Genomic DNA, 17,218 nt, shown 5'->3' with positions numbered 1-17,218 from the left:
CTGAGATACCGCAGCGGTATGACGGTTCGCGGCGGCATGACGATAAGCTCGTCATCCCGCTTTGTTAGCGGCTGAGATACCGCGAATGAATCGCGGTATGACGGTTCGCGGCGGCATGACAATAAGCTCGTCATTCCGCTACTCGTTAGCGGAATCTATGCTGAGATATCGCGGCGGTATGATGTAGGGAAACCTTTCTTGGGTTAGCTATATCAATAGCATTGCTTTAAAAAGAGTGCCCATATTTTCAGTCAACCTTAAGAATTCACTAAAGATCCTATTCTTTTGTTCATCACTTGCGTTTTTCATTAAAGCCTGGGTTCTTTCTTTTATGCCAAAAAGATATAAAAATTCTCTTTGAGTTAAAATCTCGCAATCTACGTATTTTAATGAATCTTTTAATGCTTGAAAGTTCACAAGTGCGGTAATATCACTATTACCAACATTCTCAAGAAAATTAGCATACTTATGTTGTTTTATCGATTGCAAAGTGCTCTTATATGCGGGGTATACATAACCGTAATCTACAATCAAAGCAGCTCCTTTATTATTATATATCTTCTTCTCAAGTTTTTTTAATATTTCAACCCCAACTGAACATATTTCCACCACTGCACCATTAAAAAATTTTCCATTTGTCATCTGAGTAGTTGACACTGGAATCCATGATTCTTTTTTTCTGGATTCCAGTGTCACGCACTGGCATGACACCAAGAGACTGCCATCATCTTGTTTTGTCACCATATTTTCATACCACCCCTCATCATGATATACAAACTGATCTATCGGAAGAGCGTCAAAGAACTCATTTGCTAAAAAAATGGTTGGTTGTTCTGGTAGGTTGTCAATATTTTTGTGCCAATTAACATCTAAGCCTTTTAATTTTTCCTTTTGTATCTTCTGTAAAGTAGGGCTTATTTCAACTAAGTGGATCAACATTGAATTAAAAAAGCTGCTGTATTTTTTAGTGACTCTTATTATATCGTGAATGAGTGTTCCTTTGCCTGGCCCAAGTTCAACTAGAGAAAATTTTGATGGCTTTCCTAATTTTTCCCATGTATGCATTATCCAAACTGCAATTACTTCACCAAATAATTGGCTGATCTCAGGTGCGGTAGTAAAATCACCATCCTTACCAAGCGGTAATTTACTTGTATAATAGCCGTATTTTTCATGGTACAAAACGGCATTCATGAAATCACTGATGGATATTGATCCTTGACTTTTGTCAATTAATTCGTGTATATAAGTGAGCATGTTATTAATAAATGTTTAACTGTAGCGTGCCATAATATAAAATAGTAGAGTATTTATATATATAGTATAAACTTAAGTTTGTGAGTAATAGTGCTTCAGTTATGGACGACAAAAACACCGATTATGTTGCCCTTATAGCTCAAGATGATAGTATTGAATACAAATTTGAAGAAGCTGTCAATTTTATAGAAAATAAGGTTATAAATGCTGATGGGCTAACTTTAGCGGAAGTGTTTCAAGTGCTAGTTCAAATGCTAAATGGTGATCTAGAATTGGTAAAAAAAGTACTAGCATGTGCTAATATTATGGCAAAGCATGGAATGAAGGTAGCAAAAGAGTCGCAATTAAGCAGAGCTGATGTTCGCCGAGCTTTGGAAGGTAGAGAAAGTGTTGTCAATAGACAAGATTTTATAAAGAAACCACCTCTTCCACCTGCTATAAAATCGACCAAAAAGAAAAGTAGAGGTCTTTAGATGGCTGAATCTATAAAAAAATTTACTGTACAATGTGACTTCAAAGGGCAAAGTTCACCTTTTGCAATATACATAGGAAATCCAAAAAGTGATGCTCATCCAATTCATCATCAAGATTCCTGGCTTGTAAAAGAACGTGGAGGGAATATTCCTAATAAAGTAAAAGAAAGTCTACAAAAATTATATAAACTATCTCAAGAAAATGGAGTCTCTTTCTCAGAGTTATGCGCGTATGCCATTACTGTGGTTAGTAATAATGATAAAAAAAGTGACGACAAGGAGTAAGATAGTTTAATCCCTCAATATTTCATTTATAGAGATTTTCGATCTCGTCTTTTCATCCACTTTTTTTACTATGACTGCACAATAGGTTGAAATATTATTTTTAGATGGAATAGATCCTGGTATCACTACAGAATAAGGCGGCACTTTGCCATAAAATACCTTGCCAGTTTCTCTATCAATAATCTTTGTTGATGCCCCAATAAACACACCTATGCCAAGGACTGATCCTTCTCTCACTACCACACCCTCGGCCACTTCGCTACGTGCTCCAATAAAGCAATTATCTTCTATAATGACAGGTGAAGCTTGAATAGGCTCAAGAACTCCACCTATTCCCACTCCACCGGAAATATGACAGTTTTTTCCTATTTGCGCACAGCTACCAATCGTTGACCAGGTATCTATCATTGTTCCTGAATCAACATATGCACCAACGTTGATAAAACTTGGCATTAGAACAACATTTGTACCTATATAAGCAGATCGGCGAACAAAACACCCAGGAACTGCTCTAATTTTTAACCGGCGAAATTTCTCCTCATTCCATTCACTAAACTTGTTACCGATCTTATCAAACCAGCAATTGGTATTGTCTATTATTTTGTTTTCTTCAGTGAGAAAATGTAATAATATTGCTTGCTTTATCCACTTATGTACTACCCATTCTCCACTTGATAGCTTTTCTGCTACTCTAATTTTGCCACTATCAAGGAGCTCAATTACCTCTTTAATTGCTATTCTTGCTGTTTTCTTTAGATTACAGTCATTAAATTTTTCTCTATTTTTCCAAATATTTTCTATCTCACTCTGTGTTTTTTTTAGTTGCAAACCTTCCATTTGTTATATATATATTGATATTAAATTTGTAGCTCTGTATCATTTGAGCTTGTTACTACTTTATATGTAAGTGCTATGAAAATACAATGTAATAGTTGTACTAAAACTTACTTAGTATCTCCTAAGCAAATTGGCGCGTCTGGAAGAAAGGTAAAATGTACGAACTGCAATCACATATGGCATGAATATCTAGAAGAAGTGTCAAACAAACAGCACTCTGCTAATATACAGGAAAAAAAAGTTAGTGGAAGGAATTTTTTACAAAATCTAGCATTTACCACTCTAGCTTTTGCAACAGCTACAGGGTTATGCGTCGTAATTGCTAACGGCATCTTTCCTAGAGAGATGAACAAAGCATACAAAACGATCAGTTTATACAAGGATTCAATAAGCTATAAATTAGGGTACAAAAAAGAACAAACAGAAAGTCCAAATGTAAAAAAACTTGCTGTAAATAAGTTTTATCAAGACTACCTTTTTTTATCTAATTTAAGATCTAGTTAAATAGGCATACCGATATCAGTATCCAGTTTCTATAGCTACTCAGATGGTGCGCATAGTATTAGGGTGACAGAGTTTTAAAAATAAGTTATTTTTTAGCAAAAAAGGCAGCTCATGAGTATTAAAATTGCACCTTCTATACTTTCAGCAGATTTTGCAAAATTAGGGGAAGAAGTAAGAAAAATTAGCGATTTAGGTGTGGATTACATACACATAGACGTTATGGATGGGAATTTCGTTCCAAATATTACAATTGGTCCTAGCGTTGTTTCTGCAATACGTAAATATAGCAATCTTCCTTTTGATGTGCATTTAATGGTCACATCTCCTGGTAACCACATTGAAAGCTTTATAAATGCTGGTGCTGATATTATCACTGTACATGCAGAAGCAGAGATACACCTTGAGAGGTTGATAAGAAAGATAAAGTCATACAAAAATGTAAACGACGAAAAAAAACCGATTCAAGTTGGAGTTTCAATTGTTCCTTCAACTTCTCCAAGTGTGCTTGAATACATAATACATGAGCTAGATATTGTGCTGATTATGACAGTCAACCCTGGCTTTGGAGGGCAGGAATTCATTCATTCACAGTTGAACAAGATATCTACTATAAAAAAAATGATACAAGAGCGTAACCTTAAAACACAAATTTCAGTAGATGGTGGAATTAACTCTTTTAACGCAGCTGATATAATAAAAGCAGGTGCAGATATTTTAGTTGCGGGATCGGCGATATTCAAGGCTGAAGATATTAAGAAGGCCGTAAACGATCTTAAAAATCTATTGTTGTGACCCTATATAGCTAAAGTGGCTTAGGTTTACCTACAATTTGAAAAACAACAAATTCGTCATTCCGCTACTCGTTAGCGGAATCTATGCTGAGATACCGCGGCGGTATGACGTAGAAAAACCTTTCTTGGGTTGTATCCGTTCAGCTAAGCGGTGTGAGAGATGATAGATAAGAGGTTTTGGAAAGCCCATTTGTTTCCATGTCAAGTATAATGAAATTATCCGTTCAAGTTCCCCACTTCGATTGGGTAAAATATGAATTTTTGCGATAAACGACATAATGCCGTATTTGCCGTTCAGCATGGTTATTTGTCAGCGGAATATTTTCTGGGTCATCTAAAAAATTCCACATTATTCTTTCAGATTTCAAAATATTTTTTGCAACTCGAGAAGCTCCAATTGCTTCAGGTAAACGGCTTCAAGTAATACCTTGTACGTTTTCGCAACTTTCTGGCACGTCTGGTAAATCTAAAAACATCTATCTCATTTTTTAGCAAGGCCTTTTTTAGTGCAAATAATTCAGTGGCTACGTTTCTTAAGTAACAGCCCAGAACTTTAACTTCAACTATGTGCTAATCTTTCAAAATCTCTTGATAAATGTGCCCAACAGATTTGCCTGTTCTTATCGGCAAAGTAGTTGTATGCTGCGTACCTGTCGTAAGCTATTGCGATTGCAGAACTTACTATTTTGTAAAACCTTCATTCCTCTTGACTCTGTCAATTTTATAAAACTTGCTGTATTACTGGCAAACATCCAGCACCAACCAAGTTTACCTTTGTTATAATGGCTCGTTTCATCGATATGCAGAACTTCACTTTTACTTACTTCTTGCTCGATTTGCTCATACGCTTCTTGGCATTTTTCTGCAACTCTAGCCTCGCTATTTGACACGCTACCAACACTGATGTCCAGGTTGAAAATATTTTTTATAATATTTGCTACTTCTCTTTTCGAGTTCTTATAAAATCCGCTCAGCGCCGCGATTGTTGACTTAACTTTTGGACCAAATGTATCCGCAGTAACACCTTCTGGTAGCCTGCTACTTTTTCTTTTTCCACACTTGCAACAGCGGCCATTCTGTAATTGGTATTCCACAATATAAGGCTTAATTTCTGGCAAATCAACTTTTTGATGAATGTATGGCTCTTTCGATATCGCAATTTCTCCTCCGCACTCGCAAGAACTCTATTTTCACCACTTCATCTGCTTCCATTTTAGGGCGATACTTTCCTTCATGCCCAATCTGTGCCCCTATTTTCCTGTCACTTTTTTTCTTTTTCTTCTTTAGCTTGTATAACTCTTTTGAGCTCGGTATCGATGAATTTTGTGAATTCAGACCTAGTCTTTCTTTCAATTCAGCATTTTCGATTCTTAGCGCCTTATTCTCAGATCTAAAATTTTCGTTTTCTATCTCTAACCTCTTTATCTCTGCTTTTAGTTGCTCTATCTCTATTTTAAAGCTTTCACAGAGCTTGAGAAGACTAGCTAGTAGATCAGACATATTTACCACACATACTACTTGTGATATTATGTTTTTAGCACTCCTTGTCTACTTTTTATTTTACCGCTCCGCTGAACGGATACCTTTTTTTTACTGTTTGAGTATGTAAGGATTATGACGACCTATCCCAAACCTCAACTATATCCTCACTAAACTCTATTATCTTTGTTTTTTTAAACTGATAACAGTTGTTAATGAATTGAATCCCTAAATCTCCTACAAAAGGAGTGGCATCATTGCCTAAAATTTTACCACTGCGGCATATTATCAACCTGTCGATTAAATTACACTTTAATAGTTCTGTGATTAACACTCCTCCACCTTCAACTAATAACCTTGTTATACCGATTTCTGAAACAAGTTTTAATGCCATGTCCTTTAGGCAGGCTTTGCCTGCATCGTTTGAATTGACTTTCAAGTAGTTAATATTTTTTATTTTTTCTTTTACTTCTTTATTCGTTATCACCCAAGTTGTTACTTTATCTGCAGTCTTTGCAATGTTATGCTCTTCCTTTAATCTCCCTTGGCTATCTATAATTAGCCTTATTGGCGATCTACTTCCGAGTCCTGGTAATCTGCAAGTTAAGAGTGGATCATCATTAATAAGAGTATTGCTGCCAATCATAATTGCATCATATTTCGTTCTGAGCTCATGCACCCAGTTTCTCGTATTTTCACTTGTTATCCATTTGCTATCGCCTGTAAATGTTGCGATTTTTCCGTCAAGAGTTGTTGCGACTTTGCAAGCTATAAATGGTCTATGTAATTCTTTAGTGGTGAAAAAACCGACATTCAGTTCTTTTGCCTCTTTTTGCATAATACCTTGCTCAACTTCAATTCCTGCTTCTTTCAGAGCTTTAATGCCTCCACCTGAAACTCTACTATCTGGGTCAATAGTTGCAATTACTACTCTTTTTATGCTAGCTTTTATGATTTTTGCAGTGCAAGGCCCCGTGACTCCGTGATGACAACATGGCTCAAGAGTGATATATATAGTTGCGCCATGAGTTGAATCTTTAGCGTTTTGCAAAGCGACTACCTCCGCATGCGGACGCCCACCAATCCCTGTGTATCCCTCACTAACAATTGTACCATCCTTTACAATAACACACCCGACAGCAGGATTTGGTGCAACATTTCCAAGATTTTTTTCTGCAAGCCTTAATGCAATTGACATGAAATGATCATCAGTCATTAGAAAGAAGTCATTTCGTATGAGGTATCAAAAATTCTTCTGTGCTCGTGTATAGCAAATCTATCTGTCATACCTGAGATATAGTCACATATTATTACTGAACGCTGAGATTCACAAGCGAGTTTGCTCCACTCTGTGGGAAGTAATCCTGGGTTTTCATAAAAACATTGAAAGAGTTCCTGTATTATGCGTTTTGCTTTGTTCATCGTTCTACTCAGTTTATAGCTTCTGTATATTTTCTCCATGTTGAATCTTTTCATTTCTTTTGTAGCATTCGCAACTTCTGGTGAAAATGTGACTAGCATTTTATTTAGACTTCTTACGTCTTCTACGCTTTTTATTTTGTGATCTTCAATATTTCTTTCAGTCTGAGAAACAACATCACTTATCATAGTTCCTATAGTTCCACTCAGTGATTCATGTATGAGTTTGCTCTGAGGCAATTCTGAATATCTGCTCCTTATGTCTTTAAACATTTTTTCAATTAAAGGAACATTCAGCAAATCTTCGATGGTTACTAAATTCGCCCTGAGTGCATCATCAAGATCGTGAACACTGTAAGCAATATCATCGGCAATTGAAGCAACTTGCGCTTCAATGCTTGAAAATTCTTCAAGTTTTAGATCATATTTTTTGTTGTATTCTAATAACAGCTGATTACTTGTAGAAGACTCCGCGTTTTGACCAAGCAAGGGACCGTTATGTTTTGCAACTCCTTCAATCACCTCCCAACTTAGATTCATACCATCAAAATCAGCATGTTTTTGTTCAAGATAAGTTAAAATCCTTATAGCTTGAACATTATGATCAAACTCATACTTCTCGTTATCAAGATTCAAATCTTGAACTGATTTCTTTAGAGCATCTTCACCTGCATGACCAAATGGAGGATGACCAAGATCATGTGCGAGCGCTATGCATTCAGTGATATCCTCATTTAAGCCAAGTCTACGCGCAATGGACCTTGCAATTTGTGCAACTTCAAGGCTATGAGTAAGCCGAGTGCGATAGTAGTCGTGCTCATAATTGATAAAAACTTGTGTTTTGTACTCCAACTTTCTAAACGCATTAGAGTGAATGATACGGTCCCTATCACGCTGAAAGCAGCTGCGATTCTCATCTTCTGGCTCTTTGAAGTATCTCCCTTTTGTTTTGCTTGGAAAACATGCATAATTTAATAGAAAATTATTGTTTGACATGTAAAATTTCTACTATAATAAGTTATCAATAATAAACGGTGGTTACTATGTCAACAAATTACAACATCAACTTAACTGATAATGCACTAAAAAAAATCCACTCTCTTGCAGAGCAGGAAGGGGATAAGAGTTCCATTTTACGGGTTGCAGTTTCAGGTGGTGGATGTTCTGGCTTCAAATACAATTTTCTTATGGATCAAATGAATAAAAATCTATCTTTGGATGATGAAGACGATGATTACGATGATGAGTTTGATGACGAAGACGAAGATGATGACTATGAAGAAAGTGAGGACTATAGAAGCCACTCCAGTTTTAGCGAAAAAGGTAAAGATATAGTAATTAATGATGAAAATGGAAACCCTGTATTAATGGTTGATAATTGTTCAGCAAAATTTTTAAATAACTCAGTTATAGATTATACTGAGGATCTCAGTGGTTCTGGTTTTCAAATAAAGAATGCCTTTGCTAAGTCTCAATGTGGTTGTGGTAACAGTTTTTCGGTTTAATTATTACTAAAACTTAGATGCCTTCTGGATCTTTTAAACATGGGTGGTAATGTAGCACTAGAACTAACTTCCGTAGATAAAAGCTTCAAGAACAATTCTGCTGTTGTAAAGGATATCAACTTAAGTGTCACAAGAGGGCAAGTAGTAGCGCTGATTGGCGATTCAGGTGCAGGGAAAACAACTATATTGCAAATCGCAGGCTTGTTGGACAAGCCAACTTCAGGTATAGTTACGATAGATGGAATAAATTGCACACAAGCCAGTAATAAGCATAAAACTCATGTAAGAAGAAATTTTCTTAGTTTTGTTTATCAATTTCACTATTTGTTACAAGAGTTATCGGTGTTGGAAAATATTATGCTTCCTCAACTCATTGCAGGAAAAAGCAAAGCTGAAGCAAAAAAAAATTCGCAAGCAATGTTGGAAAAATTTGGTCTGGAAAACAAAGCAAGTAGCATGGTATCTGAAGTTTCGGGTGGGGAAAGGCAGAGAGTTGCAATTGCAAGAAGCATTGTAAATTCTCCAAAGCTTTTACTTGCAGATGAGCCAACAGGAAACTTAGATCCAACAAATTCTTTTAACGTGTTTTTACTGCTACATTCATACGTAAAGGAAAATAACAGCTCTATGCTTATAGTAACACACAATCATCTCCTTGCAGAAAAGGCAGACTGCATTTTCCAATTGAGAGATCGATCATTAGTGAAGTTGTGAATAGGAAAAATAGCACAATTTCTATGCCTTATACTTATCTAACCAATGATCATTAACAGAGTACAACTCGCATGAAATGCTTTCATTGCTTTTTATACACGGACTTTTTAACTTACGCTGTTTACTTAGGGAACACCCCGATAACATAAACACAGCTAAAACAAAAAATAATAGCTTTTTAAACATAACAAAACCTTTTCATTTATATTACTACACTCATTTCTCTTGTTTGTAAAGATTAGGCATATTCTTTTACCCTTACCTCTTTTTTGACCTTTTGAAAAGAAATAGTTGCACTATTCAAGCGCAGTTTTATATAATTGTCCACGATTTGAGTCACTTCCTCTTCTTTATCCTTTAGAAAGTGATTAGTATCATCTATTATATGGTATTTCATGTGATCACTTCTTACTGAATTTATCAACCTTTTTGCTAATTCTGTTACATCGCTTTCTTCTGAGATTGTATCATTACTGCTTTGTATTATAAGCCCAGAAACTGGACAGGGAGAAAGAAAAGAAAAATCGTACTTAGTTACCGGAAGAGAAAGAGCAATAAAACCCACTATCTCAGGGCGGCGCATTGTTAGCTGCATAGCCACCCATGCTCCAAAAGAAAAACCAGCGATCCAAATTGGAACATTGCTAGGATTATGTTCCTGAAGCCAATCAATGGCTACCGCAGCGTCAGTTAATTCTCCTATACCCTTATCAAAAGTTCCGGTAGATTTTCCCACACCACGAAAGTTAATTTTCAATGCAGAAAAATTGTTATCGATAAAAGACGTATATGTACTATGTACAATTTTACTATCCATATTACCACCATATTGAGGATGATGATGTAAAACCAGCACAACCGGCGCGTTGGCATCTTTGCTTTGGTGGTATTCACCTTCTATCTTTCTTGTTGCATTATTCAAAAAAACTTCAACCATGGTAACCCCTAATAAGAACCCGCTTGACAGGTATTAATGACGTGAGTTATTAATTATGTATTAATTTCGCTGTTTTTGCAATAAATTTTTTATCGTGTTAAAGCTAACGTACATAGTTATGGCTATAGTTGATGGTAAACTTATTTAAGTGACAGATGAGTCCATTCTCTTTAGAAAATAGTGGTTGCGTATATGCTGATTACAATGCAACTGCTCCAATTAGTGAAAATGTAAAAAAAAGTATATTTGAGGTCTTGTTAAAACAAACGCTCAATCCATCATCACTACATAAAAGAGGACAAGAAGCGAGGAAGATTCTTCAGGATGCAAGAGATAACGTACGTGGTGCTATTGGCGTCTCAAGTGATAAAGAAATAGTTTTTACGTCTGGTGCAACTGAAGCGAATAACCTTGTTATGAGAGGAATAGCAGGCTACCTGCATATAATTTCAGCTATAGAGCATCCTTCAATTCTTAATTCTGCATGTAATCCATATATAATACCCGTTAATCAGGAGGGCATTGTTGACTTTTTAGAGCTAGAAAAAATTCTAAGCGAACTTAAAGGAAACAAAGCAATAGTTTCAGTTATGATGGCAAATAACGAAACCGGAGTTATTCAGCCTGTTAAGGAAATAGCTGAAATAGCACAAAAATTTGGAGCAATTTGCCACACTGACACTGCTCAAAGTGTTGGAAAAATTAAAGTTAATATGGAAGATCTAGGAGTGGATTTACTCACTTTATCCGCCCATAAATTTGGCGGTGTAGCAGGCAGTGGAGTTTTAATATTCAATAAAGAACTTGCGATAGAACCTATTATAATAGGTGGTGGACAAGAGAAGGGATTTCGTGGTGGTACGGAAAATATTGTTGCGATTGCAGGCCTTTCTGCTGCACTGCAAAATATTCCAGACCTTCTATCAAAAATGGATGAAGTAAAGGAGCTACGTGATCAATTAGAGTGTGAATTATTAAATCTTGCCAGTGACATAAGAATCTTCGGTAAAAACTCTAAGAGGCTGCCAAACACAAGTTTTATTTATATGCCAGGAGTAAAGAGTGATGTGCAGCTTATGCATTTTGACTTGAATCATATTGCAGTTAGTAATGGCTCCGCATGTTCTTCTGGAAAAGTTGAGCCTTCCCATGTTTTGCTTGCAATGGGGGCAACAAAAGAGCAAGCAGAGTGTTCAATTAGAATCAGTATAGGTCCAGAAACTAAACCACAAGACATAAAAAAAATAGTGGATTGTTGGTATAATATCTACAAGCAGAACTCCTTGGTATAGATAATACGTGATATCATGCAGGGAGCTATAAATTAGATGTAAAAAATTCCTTTACAAGTTTCGCCAGCCCCCTTATCATAACAGTGAAGCTATTTATTTATCTTCGCAATCTGTGCAGGTTAATGACAAAAAACTTAGGGTATTTGGCGTCTCAGCATGTCTTTAAAAATTTTTAGGTTTTTACCTATATAAGCCGAAACGCGCTTACAAAGCGTTTAAGACAGCAAAAAACGTCAAATTGACAAGGGAGAATTTGAATGCTAGCTACTATGGGGTTTCTTTGCCTTTTTTCCTGCTTAGTAAATTTCTTAAACACTTGCGGTGTAGGTTAGTTGCAAGTTAAAAGCAGCTAAATCGCTCTTAATCAAGCGTTTTAGAATAAAAAAAACGCCGATATTTTAGTACATAGTAAATAGCCAACCACCACGGGGCTTCTTTTGCCTTTTTTTTATTTAGTAAATTTCTTAAATATTTATGGCTAAAGCAATTTAAGAGACCGAAAATGGTGTCATTTCAGTGCCCTGACTACTTGGATCCAGGAATTTTATTAAGTTGGTGAGCATAAAAATAGCTGTTTTACGTTAAAATACAATGTTTTGATGATTATGGAAAGGCTGGATTCCAGTGCCAAGCACTGGAATGACATCCTCCCTTATGGAAATTGCTCTCAAATCAAAATGTTCGTACAGCTATGGAATGAATCGCGGTATGACGGTTATCAGTAAACATGAATTACTTTAGCTATGCAATCAGGCTTCCTAAAAACACTTTGTAGCCAATCAATTCTTGAGTATAAAAAGAATTCCTTTAATAATAAGGTATGCTAATCAGGAATTTAATAAAACAAGCAACTCAAGTAGGAAGCAGTGAAAATGCAATACGGTATGTCGAATATCTCTATCAATTTGAGAAGTTTAGAAACACATTAAACCTCACTTTATCACTAATAAAGCAAAACAGGCTCTCATTTGAAATATACCAAGAGGGATTAGTGGATATGGAAGAGGGAGTGTGTAAGACAATCAGGTCTTCCAGTGTAAATAGATATGTTATTGTACTGAGGAAGTCAAACCCATACATTATAGTGCATGAACTTTCACACATGGTTGAAAATGAACTGAACTTAAATTTGGAGCAGGAATTCCTCCATAAAGTTTACCAGGATATTGAGCAGAACCTAAAGCAAGCAAATATTCTTGTGCAGAAAATTATCGGCCAAGTTATATTTAAGGAGATACAGGCTTATCAAACTGCAAAATCACGTGCATCTGAATTATTTGCACGCTATTTTGAGCTATTTGCTTGGGCGCAGGAGGTTTACCCTAAAGATAAAGAATACTTAATCCGCACTCAAGACTTAAACAAAGTGTTCCTTGCTACTGGCCAATGGAAAAAGAGCTACCTTGATTCACAAATGATGGAGAGAATAGATAAGGAAATCAAGGAATACAGCAATAAAACTGCCACTAAAGACGTAACCAAAGTGCAAAGCAGTTGGACTAATAAATTTTCTCCTGGGGGCAAAAAAATTAGCTCTATATTTGGAGATGATGATTAGCTTATAGTGCAGGTTTTCCTACGTCATCCCGCGATTCATTCCACGACTGTACGAACGTCTAGTTTAGTGATAAAATGTATATAACTATTGATGTCATTCGAGCATTTACATTTGTTACATCAGCACTCACATTTGTCATCTCAGTCTCCTCTTCCTGTCATCCCAGTGCGTGACACTGGGATGACACCATCATAAAGGAATCAGTGTCAGCTACTTTCATGACACCATTCTTTTTTCTGGATCCAAGTAGTCAGGGCACTGGGATGACGAGAGAGGAGACCTGGAATAACAAGAAAGTGCTCCATCTCAATAGCGCAATGTTCATACGATTGTAGATTCATTCGCGGTATAGATCCCGCTAACACGTAGCGGGATGACGGTTGTCGGTAAATCTTTTAGCTGTAGAAGTTAACTTTGCAGTTAACTTCTACAGCGTTTCAAGATATAGTTTTGATAATAAAGTGCTCGAATATACATGAAAACCATTTTAGCTGTTGAAACAAGCTGCGACGAAACTGCAGTAGCGATTGTAAATAGTGACAAGCAAGTCCTTGCTCACGAAATTCTCTCCCAAGCAGAACACAAAAAACGTGGTGGGGTGATCCCTGAAATAGCTTCACGTGCTCATATGGAGCATTTAAGTGGTCTAATAAAAAGCGCCGTGGAAAAATCTAACCTTAACTTTTGTGACCTCAATGCAATTGCAGCAACATCAGGACCAGGACTCATAGGTGGATTAATAGTTGGTACAATGATGGCTAAAGCAATTGCGCATGTAGCACAAAAACCATTCATTGCAGTGAATCACTTAGAAGCGCATGCATTGGTTATTAGGTTACTGCATGAGGTAAAATTTCCATTTTTAGTCCTACTAATATCAGGTGGTCACTGTCAATTTTTAATTGCACAGGATGTAGGTAAATACATTAAACTTGGAGAAACGCTCGATGATTCACTAGGAGAAGCATTTGATAAAGTTGCTAAGATGCTGGGTTTAAGCTATCCCGGAGGGCCATTAATTGAAAAGTTAGCTAAAAAAGGCAATGGTGCAAGATTTAAATTGCCAAGGGCAATGATAAAACGTTATGGATGTAACTTTTCGTTTTCTGGAATTAAAACAGCAGTAAAAAACTTAGTGCAAGAACTTAAAATGAGCGAGCAAGATGTGTGTGATGTATGTGCTTCGTTTCAAGAGTGTATTAGTGACATACTGCTGGACAGGGTTAGTAATGCGATTATTATGGCCGAATCTTTAAATATCAAAATCAATGACTTTGTGATTACCGGCGGAGTTGCAGCAAATAATTTCTTGAGAGAAAAATTAAAACAACACATAAACTTAAACATATTTTTTCCCCCTAACGACCTATGTACAGACAATGCAATTATGGTTGGATGGACAGGAATTGAAAGGTTACAGAAAAATTATATAGATCCACTTAATTTTGCACCAAGACCTAAGTGGGAGTTAGAGAGTTATTAAAAGCTCTCAATTCTGAATTATAGCTAAAGTGACTTAGGTTGACCGACAATCGTCATCCCGCTGCTTGTTAGCGGGATCTAGAGATACCGCGAATGAATCGCGGTATGACGGTTCGCGGCGGCATGACGATAAGGTTTATACCTTGTCATCCGAGTAGCTGACACTGGGATCCAGCTTTCTTTATAAATTCACCAAAAGTGCTTCATTCTATAACGCAAAACCCATACTCACCAAATCCAATGCATTACTTGCAATTAAGTTTCCTGGATCCCAGTGTCTGGGCACTGGGATGACACCATCATAAAGGAATCAGTGTCAGCTACTTTCATGACACCATTCTTTTGCCTGGATCCAAGTAGTCGAGCTACTTGGATGACAGCTAGCCTGACAACCGTCATCCCGCTACTTGTTAGCGGCTGAGATAACGCGAATAAATCGCGGGATGACGTGTTGCTTGGGTCAGCTATAGAAGCAAAACTCATCATTTTGAAAGAGGAGGAGATTTTTCTGAAACCTCAGCGGGGATTGATTTTGGATCTGATAATTCTGTATTTACCTTGATTGGCTCTAATGGAGTTTTCTGCTCTTCCGGTTTATCGTCTGGAATTGGAACAGGCCAATCCATAATGTTTTGCGGTATAACTTCTGCTTCTTTAGCTTCTTTTTGACCTGTTGAAGATGATGCATCAACTCCTGCATTTTTGGTAACTTCTTGTTTTAGTTGTTTATTTTCTTCTTGTAATTGCTTTAAATTTTTCTTTAACTCGTCAATCTCTCTTATTTTTTGTTTTAATTGTTCAGATATAGTTAGTTTGTCTCTAGTCAATTTCTTGTTTTCTTGTCTTAACCCACTAGCTATTCTGCTTGAGTTGTTGTTTACAGCTTGTATACCTTGGTCTTGCTGCTGCATGCTTGTTCCTCTACTTTCATATTCAACTTCAGTTTGAGTTGCCTGACCTTTTTCCTGCTGTAATATGTTCTGCAGTTGCTCTAGACTCTCTTTGACAGATGCCAGCTCTTCCTGTGTACACGTTAACATCCCTTCCTTTTCCTTAAGTTGATATTGAAGTTTTTCTATTTCCCTCTTCGTATTTTCTTCGCTTAGCTCATCTGCAAGTGATTTTCCAGGTTCAAGTTGTCGAATTTCCCTCTCTAAATCTTCCTTTTCTCTCTGTAATTCATTTAATTCTTTAGACAATTGGTTCGCCGTTTCAGCCAATGTATTGTTTTCCTTTTTTGTTTCCATTAACTGTTCTGCCAACTGCTTTTTATGATCATCGTTTAAACCTTCCACTATTTTCTTCAGGTCATTCTCCAAATTTGCATTCTTTTCCTTTAGTACAGTTAAATTAGCTTCACTTTGCTTCAATTTTCTCTGTAATTCTTTATTTGCCTCATTTGTTTCACCTTCCTTATCTTTCAACTGATCATTTAAGTTCTTTATTACATCATTTTTATCCTGTAGTTCTTCCTCTTGTTCCTTTATTCTTTGACCTCTTTCAAATATCGCTCGCTGTTGTTCATTGACTTTATCTCTCAAGGAGTCACGTTCTAATCTTAGATCCTCAAGCTGCTTTGCCTGCGCTGCAAAATGTTGAGCAAATGTTTCTTTTCCTTCCTTTAATTCCTCAATTTCGTTTATAATTTCATCTACTTCATCTTTTAATCCTTCTTGCTCATACTCTTCTTCATCACCAGACATATCATCCTCAAATATTTCATCTTCATCACTAAATTCACTGCTGGTGGATATAGAACTTCTACGTGAAGAAGGTGTGCTAGGAGAGGAATACCCACTGCTGCTTGGTGTAGGTGACTGTGGTGATATATGTAGATCTTTTGTAAATATTTCCTCTGCTGGTACTTGCTGATCGTCTACACTCTTGGATATGCCAGTAAAAGCTTGATACAGAGTTTTTCCGTTGATAAAAACTTCTTTATTTTGTCCAACTAACTTTAATACTTCTTCTGAACTCGTTATTCCTCCAAATTTTGGCTCACCAATAACACTCTGTATACCACCAGAATCCAATTTTACGGTCATGCTACAGTCTATGCTGTTACCTTCAGAATCCTTAGCCTGCCAATTAATGGTCATTTCACATGAGCTTGAACCAGTAAAATCATAGTGCCTTTCGCTGCCTTTTTTGGTTGCAGTTATTTGACTATCTTTCCCTAAAGATATGTTATAAACCTTACCTTCACTGCTAGCTCTTAAAATATTGCTAATTTCTATTGGTTTTTCTTCATTTTCAAATCTAATTTTGAAGTCATCATCTTTTGTTGAATACGCTAAGAAATTTTGATTTGGTAAAGATGCTTCAAATTCTCTATGTGTTTCATTTATTGATTGCTCAAATTTTTGGAACTCCTTTTCCCACTTTAAATTTATCTGTCCTGTAATGTCCTCATCTTTGCGTAAAGGGCCAATAAAATACCAGATTAAATTTTTTTCCTCCAATTGTTTTATAGTCTCTTGAAAGCTGCTACAAGATTCAATCACATCTAAAATATCCTTTTTCTGCTGTTCATCTACATCTAAACTTTGACTTTCAGCTATAAATACATTTTCGTTTTCCTGTGGCATAATTTTACATTTTAAAAAATATACTATAATATTAACAGATTTCTTTAAAAAGTCAACTAATTGTTGGATAAATAAACTTGAGCATTTGGCCAAAATG

The 17,218-nt window shown here is 36.3% G+C and carries 17 protein-coding genes and 1 pseudogene; 10 read left to right on the top strand and 8 right to left on the bottom strand.

Translation table 11 applies throughout. The features are described 5' to 3' along the window. Positions 1 to 207: 207 nt before the first annotated feature. Entirely contained in the window at positions 208 to 1,257 is a 1,050-nt protein-coding gene (locus OOK89_RS04875) for a class I SAM-dependent methyltransferase (RefSeq protein WP_264718857.1), read from the bottom strand. A gap of 101 nt (positions 1,258 to 1,358) precedes the next feature. On the opposite strand from OOK89_RS04875, the gene OOK89_RS04870 reads away from it, so the two are divergent. Then, a complete protein-coding gene (locus OOK89_RS04870; protein ID WP_405196811.1) occupies positions 1,359 to 1,730 on the top strand; it encodes a hypothetical protein in 372 nt (123 codons plus the stop codon). Then, positions 1,731 to 2,015 (top strand): DUF2610 domain-containing protein, encoded by a 285-nt coding sequence (locus tag OOK89_RS04865; RefSeq protein ID WP_010962783.1) that lies wholly within the window; start codon positions 1,731 to 1,733, stop codon positions 2,013 to 2,015. It abuts the gene before it with no gap. Positions 2,016 to 2,021: 6 nt separating this feature from the next. On the opposite strand, the gene dapD is transcribed toward OOK89_RS04865, so the two are convergent. Further along, on the bottom strand, positions 2,022 to 2,852 hold the full coding sequence (gene dapD / locus OOK89_RS04860; protein WP_264718855.1) for a 2,3,4,5-tetrahydropyridine-2,6-dicarboxylate N-succinyltransferase: 831 nt from the start codon (positions 2,850 to 2,852) through the stop codon (positions 2,022 to 2,024). A 75-nt stretch (positions 2,853 to 2,927) separates the two neighbouring features. Between dapD and OOK89_RS04855 the strand changes: the two genes are divergently transcribed. Next, the gene (locus OOK89_RS04855) at positions 2,928 to 3,356 is read left to right on the top strand and encodes a zinc-ribbon domain-containing protein (RefSeq protein ID WP_182366253.1); all 429 of its coding nucleotides are present in this window, start codon (positions 2,928 to 2,930) and stop codon (positions 3,354 to 3,356) included. Positions 3,357 to 3,467: 111 nt separating this feature from the next. Further along, positions 3,468 to 4,148: a ribulose-phosphate 3-epimerase gene (gene rpe / locus OOK89_RS04850; RefSeq protein ID WP_264718853.1), complete on the top strand. Its 681-nt coding sequence runs from the start codon at positions 3,468 to 3,470 to the stop codon at positions 4,146 to 4,148. A gap of 143 nt (positions 4,149 to 4,291) precedes the next feature. On the opposite strand, the pseudogene tnpC reads toward rpe, so the two are convergent. The 3 genes and pseudogenes from tnpC to OOK89_RS04835 form a co-directional block, all read right to left on the bottom strand. Next, positions 4,292 to 5,647, bottom strand: a pseudogene (tnpC, locus tag OOK89_RS04845) (IS66 family transposase). 112 nt (positions 5,648 to 5,759) lie between these two features. Continuing rightward, a complete protein-coding gene (gene ribD, locus OOK89_RS04840; protein WP_264718852.1) occupies positions 5,760 to 6,842 on the bottom strand; it encodes a bifunctional diaminohydroxyphosphoribosylaminopyrimidine deaminase/5-amino-6-(5-phosphoribosylamino)uracil reductase RibD in 1,083 nt (360 codons plus the stop codon). Beyond that, a complete protein-coding gene (locus tag OOK89_RS04835; RefSeq protein ID WP_065106726.1) occupies positions 6,842 to 8,041 on the bottom strand; it encodes a deoxyguanosinetriphosphate triphosphohydrolase in 1,200 nt (399 codons plus the stop codon). Before OOK89_RS04835 ends, ribD begins: the two co-directional genes overlap by 1 nt. Before the next feature lie 47 nt (positions 8,042 to 8,088). Between OOK89_RS04835 and OOK89_RS04830 the strand changes: the two genes are divergently transcribed. Then, positions 8,089 to 8,550 carry a HesB/IscA family protein gene (locus OOK89_RS04830; protein WP_010081891.1) on the top strand — a complete coding sequence of 154 codons (462 nt, stop codon included), beginning with the start codon at positions 8,089 to 8,091 and terminating at the stop codon, positions 8,548 to 8,550. 39 nt (positions 8,551 to 8,589) lie between these two features. Then, a complete protein-coding gene (locus OOK89_RS04825) occupies positions 8,590 to 9,264 on the top strand; it encodes an ABC transporter ATP-binding protein (RefSeq protein ID WP_010962776.1) in 675 nt (224 codons plus the stop codon). Positions 9,265 to 9,502: 238 nt separating this feature from the next. On the opposite strand, the gene OOK89_RS04815 is transcribed toward OOK89_RS04825, so the two are convergent. Beyond that, on the bottom strand, positions 9,503 to 10,201 hold the full coding sequence (locus OOK89_RS04815; RefSeq protein ID WP_151808056.1) for an alpha/beta hydrolase: 699 nt from the start codon (positions 10,199 to 10,201) through the stop codon (positions 9,503 to 9,505). A gap of 155 nt (positions 10,202 to 10,356) precedes the next feature. Here OOK89_RS04815 and OOK89_RS04810 point away from each other — a divergent pair, with 155 nt between their 5' ends. From OOK89_RS04810 to tsaD, 4 genes are all read left to right on the top strand, one after another. Then, positions 10,357 to 11,493, top strand: a complete 1,137-nt coding sequence (locus OOK89_RS04810; RefSeq protein ID WP_264718850.1) for a cysteine desulfurase family protein — start codon at positions 10,357 to 10,359, stop codon at positions 11,491 to 11,493. A gap of 820 nt (positions 11,494 to 12,313) precedes the next feature. Beyond that, a complete protein-coding gene (locus OOK89_RS04805) occupies positions 12,314 to 13,051 on the top strand; it encodes a WD_0702 family putative metalloprotease (protein ID WP_012673220.1) in 738 nt (245 codons plus the stop codon). Positions 13,052 to 13,254: 203 nt separating this feature from the next. Then, complete coding sequence (locus tag OOK89_RS04800) at positions 13,255 to 13,386, top strand: hypothetical protein (protein ID WP_255407355.1); 132 nt, start codon at positions 13,255 to 13,257, stop codon at positions 13,384 to 13,386. A 140-nt stretch (positions 13,387 to 13,526) separates the two neighbouring features. Further along, positions 13,527 to 14,534, top strand: a complete 1,008-nt coding sequence (tsaD, locus tag OOK89_RS04795; protein ID WP_006280520.1) for a tRNA (adenosine(37)-N6)-threonylcarbamoyltransferase complex transferase subunit TsaD — start codon at positions 13,527 to 13,529, stop codon at positions 14,532 to 14,534. A 254-nt stretch (positions 14,535 to 14,788) separates the two neighbouring features. On the opposite strand, the gene OOK89_RS04790 is transcribed toward tsaD, so the two are convergent. Continuing rightward, complete coding sequence (locus tag OOK89_RS04790) at positions 14,789 to 14,932, bottom strand: hypothetical protein (protein WP_264718847.1); 144 nt, start codon at positions 14,930 to 14,932, stop codon at positions 14,789 to 14,791. 83 nt (positions 14,933 to 15,015) lie between these two features. Continuing rightward, the gene (locus OOK89_RS04785) at positions 15,016 to 17,121 is read right to left on the bottom strand and encodes a coiled-coil domain-containing protein (RefSeq protein WP_264718846.1); all 2,106 of its coding nucleotides are present in this window, start codon (positions 17,119 to 17,121) and stop codon (positions 15,016 to 15,018) included. Positions 17,122 to 17,218 lie beyond the last annotated feature (97 nt).

Source organism: Wolbachia endosymbiont (group A) of Lasioglossum morio (assembly GCF_947250585.1).
GTDB classification, from domain to species: Bacteria; Pseudomonadota; Alphaproteobacteria; order Rickettsiales; family Anaplasmataceae; genus Wolbachia; species Wolbachia pipientis.
This window is presented reverse-complemented; position numbering and strand designations above follow the sequence as displayed.

Coding starts and splice junctions, on each gene's coding strand:
- OOK89_RS04875 (WP_264718857.1), bottom strand. CDS start 1,257: ATGCTCACTTATATACACGAATTAATTGACAAAAGTCAAGGATCAATA.
- OOK89_RS04870 (WP_405196811.1), top strand. CDS start 1,359: ATGGACGACAAAAACACCGATTATGTTGCCCTTATAGCTCAAGATGAT.
- OOK89_RS04865 (WP_010962783.1), top strand. CDS start 1,731: ATGGCTGAATCTATAAAAAAATTTACTGTACAATGTGACTTCAAAGGG.
- dapD (WP_264718855.1), bottom strand. CDS start 2,852: ATGGAAGGTTTGCAACTAAAAAAAACACAGAGTGAGATAGAAAATATT.
- OOK89_RS04855 (WP_182366253.1), top strand. CDS start 2,928: ATGAAAATACAATGTAATAGTTGTACTAAAACTTACTTAGTATCTCCT.
- rpe (WP_264718853.1), top strand. CDS start 3,468: ATGAGTATTAAAATTGCACCTTCTATACTTTCAGCAGATTTTGCAAAA.
- ribD (WP_264718852.1), bottom strand. CDS start 6,842: ATGACTGATGATCATTTCATGTCAATTGCATTAAGGCTTGCAGAAAAA.
- OOK89_RS04835 (WP_065106726.1), bottom strand. CDS start 8,041: ATGTCAAACAATAATTTTCTATTAAATTATGCATGTTTTCCAAGCAAA.
- OOK89_RS04830 (WP_010081891.1), top strand. CDS start 8,089: ATGTCAACAAATTACAACATCAACTTAACTGATAATGCACTAAAAAAA.
- OOK89_RS04825 (WP_010962776.1), top strand. CDS start 8,590: ATGGGTGGTAATGTAGCACTAGAACTAACTTCCGTAGATAAAAGCTTC.
- OOK89_RS04815 (WP_151808056.1), bottom strand. CDS start 10,201: ATGGTTGAAGTTTTTTTGAATAATGCAACAAGAAAGATAGAAGGTGAA.
- OOK89_RS04810 (WP_264718850.1), top strand. CDS start 10,357: ATGAGTCCATTCTCTTTAGAAAATAGTGGTTGCGTATATGCTGATTAC.
- OOK89_RS04805 (WP_012673220.1), top strand. CDS start 12,314: ATGCTAATCAGGAATTTAATAAAACAAGCAACTCAAGTAGGAAGCAGT.
- tsaD (WP_006280520.1), top strand. CDS start 13,527: ATGAAAACCATTTTAGCTGTTGAAACAAGCTGCGACGAAACTGCAGTA.
- OOK89_RS04790 (WP_264718847.1), bottom strand. CDS start 14,932: ATGACGGTTGTCAGGCTAGCTGTCATCCAAGTAGCTCGACTACTTGGA.
- OOK89_RS04785 (WP_264718846.1), bottom strand. CDS start 17,121: ATGCCACAGGAAAACGAAAATGTATTTATAGCTGAAAGTCAAAGTTTA.